The sequence below is a fragment of the Bacillus sp. IT-79MI2 genome (assembly GCF_949768135.1).
Taxonomy (GTDB): Bacteria; Bacillota; Bacilli; order Bacillales; family Bacillaceae_G; genus Bacillus_A; species Bacillus_A pseudomycoides.
In genome coordinates this window covers 1-4,351 of the sequence record NZ_CATKPV010000101.1, presented here as the reverse complement: position 1 = coordinate 4,351, position 4,351 = coordinate 1, and the positions used below count along the sequence as shown (strand labels likewise).

The window sequence follows — 4,351 nt, the reverse complement described above, 5'->3', positions numbered from 1 at the left end:
AAAATCGGGGAAAGAATCCGTCAAATTCGTATACATAAAGGATTGACACAAGGGGAACTTGTATCAGGAATATGCTCTATCGCTTATTTAAGTAGAATAGAAAATGGACAAGTTAAACCGTCTACTTCATTTTTAAAAAAGGTTTCTCAAAAGCTCAATTTTGATTCGGATTTTCTAATAGACGGAAAGAATGAGGGAGTAGAATCTAGCATTCTTAAAATATGCGATAAGTATAAAAAAGATAAAAGGATAACGGAAACAGAATTATCTTCGTTAGAACTGTATGTTCGTGATACAGACTCAATTCCCTTATTATTAAAGACTTATGGTGTTCTCATATACTATCATGCTCGAAACCATAACTTATTATATGTAGCACCACTTGTTGATCAAGCTTCGCAAGTGATTCCGGAACAAATAGAAACACAAGATAAGGAAGATTATATATATTATCTAATGGCTAGAGGGGTATACTTTTTTAATAAAGGAGACTATGTTACCGCATATGAAATTTACAAGAAGATTGAAAATATGCTTGGTCCTGAAGAAACGGTGCAACATGCTCATATATATTACAACATAAGTCATGTACGTCAGAACCTTGATAAGGATCAAAGTATTAGTCGCATGTATGCCAAAAAAGCCTATAAATTGTATGAAAAATTTAATGATGAGCAAAAAAAATATATGTGTTAATACTTCTTGCAATGCAATATAACAAGGATAAACTACCAGAACAAGCTATTGAATCTTTGAAACAAGCAGAAAATAAAGTGAAGACGAATAACAATCCTTTGAATGTATGTTTGACTGCATATAATTATGGGAAAATCTATCAAGGCTTGAAAGATTTTGCGAATGCGATTCCATATTATGAAAAAAGTTTAGAACTGAGTGACCATCTCCCGCGAACAGCTGATAAGGTGTATATACTACGGAATTTAATAGAAATTCATATAGAGCGAAAAGACTGGCAAACTGTTAATAAACTGATAGATGATGCATTTGATATTCTATCTATTTGTGATATACCTTATGCACATGTTCAACTCTATGGATTTAAAGCCCAAATATCTAAACTAAGGGGAAATGATGATAGTTTTGAGAGAAATATGGAAAAAGCAATTGAAATAGGGCTAGAAAAAAAGCAATATTCTTTAGTTCGAGAGTTGGCTCTTGAACTAGGAAATCATCTTTATGATAGCCGTGCATATAAACGATCTGCAAAATATTTTAAAATAGCAGCCGAAAATGTATTAGATTAAGAATAGCATTTGATTCACTAAAGGTAGAGGGGAACAGACATGCAAATTGGAGAAAGAATCCGACAAATTCGTATACATAAAGGATTGACACAAGGGGAATTCCTATCAGGAATATGTTCTGTCGCTTATTTAAGTAGAATAATGAAATGGTTTCTTAGCTAACGTGTCAGAAGATTAAAAACGATAGGTACTCTCGTTTTTAATCTTCTGTTTTATATTTTGTTACATAGAGATTTTTCTTGTGAACTGTTTCTTTATTTTAGCTAGTAATTAAATATGTATAATTGCATAAATAAATTGAAATACATAGGTTATTATTAAATTACATTTATAATGTAAAATGGTATCTTTGCTTAAAGGTGAAATCGTTTACGTTATTGATGAAATTAAGATTTAGGAGAATCGTATGAAAAAGAAATTATGTACAATGGCTCTTGTCACAGCGATAGCTTCTGGTACTGTAGTAATCCCAGCAGAAGTACAAGCTTGTGGAATAGGAGAAGTAATGAAACAAGAAAACCAAGACCATCAAGAACACAAACGTGTGAAAAGATGGTCTGCAGAGCATCCGCATCATTCAAATGAAAGTACACATTTATGGATTGCACAAAATGCGATTCAAATTATGAGTCGTAATCAAGATAAGACAGTTCAAGAAAATGAATTGCAATTTTTAAATACTCCTGAATATAAGGAGTTATTTGAAAGAGGTCTTTATGATGCCGATTACCTTGATGAATTTAACGATGGAGGTACAGGTACAATTGGCATTGACGGGCTAATTAGGGGAGGATGGAAATCACATTTCTATGATCCTGATACGAGAAAGAACTATAAAGGGGAAGAAGAACCAACAGCTCTCTCGCAAGGAGATAAATATTTTAAATTAGCAGGTGAATACTTTAAGAAGGATGACCGAAAACAAGCTTTTTATTATTTAGGTGTTGCGACGCACTACTTCACAGATGCTACTCAGCCAATGCACGCTGCTAATTTTACAGCTGTCGATATGAGTGCCTTAAAGTTTCATAGCGCTTTTGAGAATTATGTGACTACTATCCAGACACAATTTGAAGTGAAGGATGACAAGGGAACATATCATTTAGTCGATTCTAATGATCCGAAACAGTGGATACATGAAACCGCTAAACTTGCAAAGGCAGAAATTATGAATATTACCAATGATAATATTAAATCTCAATACAATAAGGGAAACAATGCTCTTTGGCAAGAAGAAGTTATGCCAGCTGTTCAGAGAAGTTTAGAAAAAGCTCAAAGAAATACAGCGGGATTTATTCATTTATGGTTTAACACATTTGTTGGCAAAACTGCTGCTGAAGATATAGAAAATACTATAGTGAAAGACTCTAAGGGAGAAGCAATACAAGAAAATAAAAAATACGTCGTAGCACCAAGTGAGTTTCTAAATAGAGGTTTGACCTTTGAAGTGTATGCAAGGAATGACTACGCACTATTATCTAATCACGTAGATGATAATAAAGTGCATGGTACACCAGTTCAGTTTGTATTTGACAAAGATAATAATGGTATCCTTCATCGAGGAGAAAGTGTACTGCTGAAAATGACGCAATCCAATTATGATAATTACGTATTTCTTAATTACTCTAACATGACAAATTGGGTACATCTTGCGCAACAAAAAGCAAATACTGCACAGTTTAAAGTGTATCCAAATCCGAATAATTCAGCTGAATATTTCTTATATACAGATGGTTATCCAGTCAATTATCAAGAAAATGGTAATGGAAAGAGCTGGATTGTGTTAGGAAAGAAAGCAGATACACCAAAAGCTTGGAAATTTATACAGGCTGAATAGAATTTTCTAACGTATAGAGAGAGAAAATGTGTATGTAGTTTTAAATTAATTCATGTGTTTAGAAAGAAATTTTTTCGTTCATTAGTTAAAATTAAATTTTAAAGGGGATATGTTTATATGGTGTTCCGAAATACAAAACTTGCTATTTTTACTATTTCTTCATTTTTTATTCTAGGTTCTTCATCCCTATCATTTACAGATACCGTATATGGTGAAGGAGCTTCTTCATCTTCAAAAGTAAATCAAGCGGTAACTGCAACTAATTATGATGATACATATTATAATAGCGCGAAGGGGAAAACGGGTTCAGAATTAAAAAAGGAGCTTCATAACATTATTGATCATCATACAAAGATATCATACAGTGCGGTTTGGGAAGCGCTAAGGGATACTGATGAAGATCCAAATAATAAAAATAATGTGCTCCTTTTATATACAGGGCGTTCGCAAGGGAAATTTACAAATGGTTCAGGAGTAGATAATTGGAACCGAGAACATGTTTGGGCAAAATCGCACGGTGATTTTGGGACGGCTGCAGGACCAGGGACGGACTTGCATCATTTAAGAGCTACAGATGTATCTGTCAATAGCTCACGTGGCAACTTAGATTTTGATAACGGTGGTGTGAATCATCCAGAAGCGACAGAATGTAAATACGATAATGATTCTTGGGAACCTCGTGATAGTGTAAAAGGCGATATTGCGAGAATGTTATTTTACATGGCTGTTCGTTATGAAGGGGATAGCGGTGAAGTAGATTTAGAACTTAATGAGCGAGTGAATAACAATAAAGATCCATATATGGGAAAACTATCTGTTTTGCTAAAATGGAATGAGCAAGATCCTGTTGATGACATTGAGAGAAAGCGTAATGAAATTATTTATACAAAGTATCAACATAACCGGAATCCATTTATCGATCATCCTGAATGGGCAAATGGAATTTGGAAATAAATAAGGTTATATATGTTAAAAGAATGGTAGAGCGGTTAGTTAATTTATTTATCAGTAAATGATGTACTAAAAAGGAGTGATTATAATCACTCCTTTTTGTGTTTACATTTGTTTTTAAAATACTATCTCTAAGGCATCTAAATAGATGATGAAATCTTTTTATACTTTAAAATTTGTAAAATAAAAAGGTTAAATCGTGTGGTAATTTGCAATTTTTTTAATCGAATTTTACTAATTGTTTTTAACATAAATGAACACGTATACTTTAGGTACAGAAAGTCAAACAGTAAGGAGG

General features: G+C 33.0%; 2 protein-coding genes and 2 pseudogenes. All 4 read left to right on the top strand.

Going from position 1 to position 4,351, the window contains the following annotated elements; translation table 11 throughout:
* Positions 1-1,265: pseudogene (locus ACM6HU_RS24235) on the top strand (helix-turn-helix domain-containing protein); the annotation flags it as partial.
* A gap of 39 nt (positions 1,266-1,304) precedes the next feature.
* Positions 1,305-1,406, top strand: a pseudogene (locus ACM6HU_RS24230) (helix-turn-helix domain-containing protein); the annotation flags it as partial.
* Between the two features lie 265 nt (positions 1,407-1,671).
* Positions 1,672-3,102 carry a zinc dependent phospholipase C family protein gene (locus ACM6HU_RS24225; RefSeq protein WP_016115157.1) on the top strand — a complete coding sequence of 477 codons (1,431 nt, stop codon included), beginning with the start codon at positions 1,672-1,674 and terminating at the stop codon, positions 3,100-3,102.
* A gap of 117 nt (positions 3,103-3,219) precedes the next feature.
* Complete coding sequence (locus ACM6HU_RS24220; RefSeq protein WP_016115156.1) at positions 3,220-4,056, top strand: endonuclease I family protein; 837 nt, start codon at positions 3,220-3,222, stop codon at positions 4,054-4,056.
* The last annotated feature ends 295 nt before the right edge of the window (positions 4,057-4,351 follow it).

What these genes read in the sequence shown, in the direction of transcription:
- ACM6HU_RS24225 (WP_016115157.1), top strand. Translation starts at nt 1,672, where the DNA reads ATGAAAAAGAAATTATGTACAATGGCTCTTGTCACAGCGATAGCTTCT.
- ACM6HU_RS24220 (WP_016115156.1), top strand. Translation starts at nt 3,220, where the DNA reads ATGGTGTTCCGAAATACAAAACTTGCTATTTTTACTATTTCTTCATTT.